This window comes from Moorena sp. SIO4G3 (assembly GCF_010692305.1).
In the GTDB taxonomy this organism is placed as follows: Bacteria; Cyanobacteriota; Cyanobacteriia; order Cyanobacteriales; family Coleofasciculaceae; genus Moorena; species Moorena producens_A.
Genome location: NZ_JAAHIG010000579.1, coordinates 1 through 3,826, shown reverse-complemented (window position 1 = coordinate 3,826; position 3,826 = coordinate 1). Strand labels below are relative to the sequence as shown.

The 3,826-nt window shown below is 45.5% G+C and carries 3 protein-coding genes; 1 reads left to right on the top strand and 2 read right to left on the bottom strand.

Features of this window, described 5'->3' with window-relative positions:
- Positions 1-192: 192 nt before the first annotated feature.
- On the top strand, positions 193-1,545 hold the full coding sequence (aroA, locus tag F6J99_RS43085; RefSeq protein WP_293123088.1) for a 3-phosphoshikimate 1-carboxyvinyltransferase: 1,353 nt from the start codon (positions 193-195) through the stop codon (positions 1,543-1,545).
- A 159-nt stretch (positions 1,546-1,704) separates the two neighbouring features.
- Here aroA and F6J99_RS43080 read toward each other — a convergent pair whose 3' ends face one another.
- Positions 1,705-1,974 carry a hypothetical protein gene (locus F6J99_RS43080; protein WP_293123085.1) on the bottom strand — a complete coding sequence of 90 codons (270 nt, stop codon included), beginning with the start codon at positions 1,972-1,974 and terminating at the stop codon, positions 1,705-1,707.
- Between the two features lie 229 nt (positions 1,975-2,203).
- On the bottom strand, positions 2,204-3,355 hold the full coding sequence (locus F6J99_RS43075; RefSeq protein WP_293123082.1) for a DUF1972 domain-containing protein: 1,152 nt from the start codon (positions 3,353-3,355) through the stop codon (positions 2,204-2,206).
- Positions 3,356-3,826: the final 471 nt, after the last annotated feature.

Here is a 3,826-nt window from a genome sequence, read left to right as displayed (position 1 = left end):
CCTGGTGTTGATGCTTACGAACAAAAGTATCGTCAACGCACTCTCTCCTATCTTGAGAAAAAAGCTCAGACTCTTGGTTTTGATCTTGTTCCCCAGTCCTCACCAGGCGAATGTGTTTCTTAAGAGTAATACCTAGAATTTTGATAAAATCGGTGATCATTCAGCACGGTAATGTCACCTAAGTCTATGTCCTTGCCAGCCAATCTAGTCACCCTAACTACCACCGAAAATCAACAGACGTTAACCATAAATCCCCCAACATCTGGTCTATCTTTGCAGGGAGTTATAAGGATACCAGGGGATAAATCGATTTCCCATCGAGCCTTAATGTTGGGAGCGATCGCGTCAGGAAAAACTACCATTAAAGGGTTACTTTTGGGAGAAGACCCCCAAAGCACTGCTAGCTGCTTTCGTGCTTTGGGCGCAGATATCTCGGAACTTAATACTGAACAAGTGATTGTTAAGGGTATAGGACTAGGGAAACTGCAAGAACCGGTTGATGTCTTAAATGCAGGTAACTCGGGTACTACCCTACGACTGATGCTGGGACTACTCGCCTCTGCTGCTGACCGATTTTTTACTGTAACCGGTGACAAGTCTTTGCGATCGCGTCCGATGTCCCGTGTGGTGAAACCCCTACAACAAATGGGAGCAAGCATCTGGGGGCGTGAAGGTGCTTCCCTCGCTCCCCTGGCCATTAAAGGCTCGGTTCTTAAACCAATTCACTACCACTCTCCCATCGCCTCAGCTCAAGTAAAATCCTGTATTCTCCTGGCTGGTTTAATGACCGAAGGACAAACAACTGTCACTGAACCAGCCCTCTCCCGTGACCACAGCGAACGGATGCTCAAAGCCTTTGGCGCTCAAATTATTACTGACCCAAAAACCAATAGTGTTACCGTCACAGGACCGGCTCAGTTGCAAGGGCAAGCCGTAATTGTTCCTGGTGATATTAGCTCAGCGGCCTTTTGGTTAGTAGCCGGAGCCATTGTACCGGGTTCAGAACTGATTGTGGAAAATGTCGGTGTCAACCCTACCCGTACAGGTATTTTAGAAGCCCTATCCATGATGGGGGCTGATATTGAGCTGTTAAATCAGCGAGTAGTGGCTGGGGAGCCGGTGGCAGATTTGCGGGTACGTCACAGTAACTTAAAAGGATGCACCATTGGCGGTGACTTGATTCCCCGCCTGATTGATGAAGTGCCGATTCTAGCAGTAGCAGCAGTCTTTGCCCAAGGAACTACTATCATTCGGGATGCAGCAGAACTGCGAGTCAAGGAAAGCGATCGCTTAGCCGTGATGGCATCCCAGTTGAACCAGATGGGAGCTCAGGTCACTGAATTGCCCGATGGTTTAGAGATTATCGGTGGTACTCCCTTAACCGGTACAGACGTGGATAGTCATACTGACCACCGCATTGCCATGAGTTTAGCGATCGCATCCCTCAATTCCCAAGGTACAACTACCATTCACGGTGCTGAAGCGGCTGCCATCTCCTATCCAAATTTCACTACCACCTTGCAGGAGGTAATAAAGGCTTGTTGATTGTAAGTATTGAGCTATCAGCGAACAGCGATTAGCGCTACGCGCACGCTACTTGAGGTGCTATCAGCTATTAGCTGTCAGCTGTCAGCTTTTGAATAAAAGTAGCGTGGCCACGCTACGGGAATGGCCAAGGGCTTTTACCCAGACTTTCAATTCTCATTAATCTTGAATTATTAAATTCTCTCTAAAGAGGTTTATTTTAAGGTGACGGCTGACCGCTGACCGCTGTTCGCCTAGCGTGCGCTTCGCGCATATGCTTGCTTTTGACCGCTGACCGCTGACTGCTGACCGCTGACCGCTCACAATAAATAGGGCTTGCTGATTAACTCTCAAAGCATTGACAGATAAAGGTTTTAGCCTTTTTGGCTCCAAAAAAGTGCAAGCTTTTCGGTCGAAAAAGCTCAATAACTTAGCCTTTTGGGCAGACAAGAGCAGAAAAATCAAGGGGCAAGTCTTCCGACTACCTCCTATATAATTCCCATTTCTCCTAACTCCTGACTCCACACTCGCTGACTCCTACCAATACCAAAAGACTTTTTCAGCAAACCCTAAATAAAGTAATGGATAAAGGTTTCTAACATTACCCTTTACCCATTACTCGTTACCCTCTAACCCCAATTTTTCCCTGATCAGCAAATAGCCCAACTTATGGAGGCTATCACTTTATGTCAGGGATTGGAGAACTGAACAAAGCTAGTTTACGCAGCTGCTTAGCTTTGGATAGGAACAACCTTTCGTAGGCTTTAATATCCTTATCCTGAGCAAATTCCTCATAGTAGCGCTTTTTGCTCGCTAGTTTCATTTTTTGCAGTTCATCAGCATCATTTAGCAGTATCTCCAGTTTCTCCTCCAATTCTGCTTCATTTTTGAAATAGTGAGCACCAGTTCCTGCAACCCAACGATTGAAGCGATTATTGTTTGCCAGAACCGGTTGACCAGCGCTGAGGGCTTCTACTAAAGAAGGATTAGTGCCACCAACTTGATGTCCATGAATATAGAGTCGTGCGTGGAATCTTAAGGCATTAACCACTGACTTATTATAGATAGCACCAGGAAAGATCACTTCATCACTGGCTGCTTCTAAAACTTGTTTGTGATAGGGGATCTGATCAGGTAAATAGCGACCAAGCACCACCAATTTAAGACCCCGAGGTCGCCTGGAAAAGCCAGAAACAATCTCTAGAATCGAGTTTTCTGGTTCAGGTCTGGCAATCACCAAAGCATACTCCTTCGGAACCAGATTATACGCGGTTAAAAGTTGTGAGTTGCCATCAACAACTTTCTCGGTTCCATAAGGAATCACAGTGATTTTATCAGAAGCTACTTTTCGGGTCAATAAATGACTCTTGATTGCTGGGTGATCAGCAATTAAACTGTTAGCTAACCAACACCCAGCCCATTCATTGAGATATAACCAAATTTTTTCAGGAAGCCTCCATTTACTGCGTTTCCATTCCAGACCATCCATATTCATAAAATTGGTAATCCCTTTGAGGCGATACCAAATACTGAAGATAGCTGTGTTATAGCCAAGGGTAAGCACGATTCCCTTTTGCTTGAGGGCATGTAATGTAGATTTCCAATCAAAAATTATCGACCCCAGTGCGTTGCCATAGGGCACCGGTATATGAACCAGACGAATACCATTCCAGTATTCTTCATACATCTGATTTTTGTGCTCTTCCTGACAATAGACTGTAACTTCCCATCCCTGAGATACAAGATATTTTGACAGCCGTTCCGCGAAAGTTTCAAATCCACCATATTGGGCGGGAATACCACGGATACCAAGAATTGATAGTTTCAACATTTTAGATGCCCGAGTCTAATAGTGTACAAAGGCCACAATTTGCCTTCCCAATTCACAAGTTACTTAGACTAACTGAGTTTAATCACGAAAATGCACCGAACAGCCGATAAAAAACGGCTATCAAAGGTAGATCAACCCGATAATTTTTTTTGCCTACCTTAAGCTGCTTTATCAATCAAGTAGATTTCTCGGATAAGGCTAGGCCATGATTTGTCAAAACTCTTTTAGTTTGGCGCAGTTTGACAATGGACTATCACCTGCCATCACTGAGAGCGATGCAGCGCGGTCTTGGGGAGGCAGCGCGGTCTTGGGGGTTCCCCCCGGAGACGAAACCTGATTACGTTGAGCCTTTATGGTTGGTCGGCTATGCAGAAAAGGGGTAAAACTTATTGATTAAGGCGAGCCTGTCTTACGGTAACTTCTAACCATGAGCGACTGCCGTGGTTTCCCCCATGAGCGACTGCATCAAGA

Excerpts from the sequence above, each read along its gene's own strand:
- F6J99_RS43075 (WP_293123082.1), bottom strand. The coding sequence starts at position 3,355 with ATGTTGAAACTATCAATTCTTGGTATCCGTGGTATTCCCGCCCAATAT.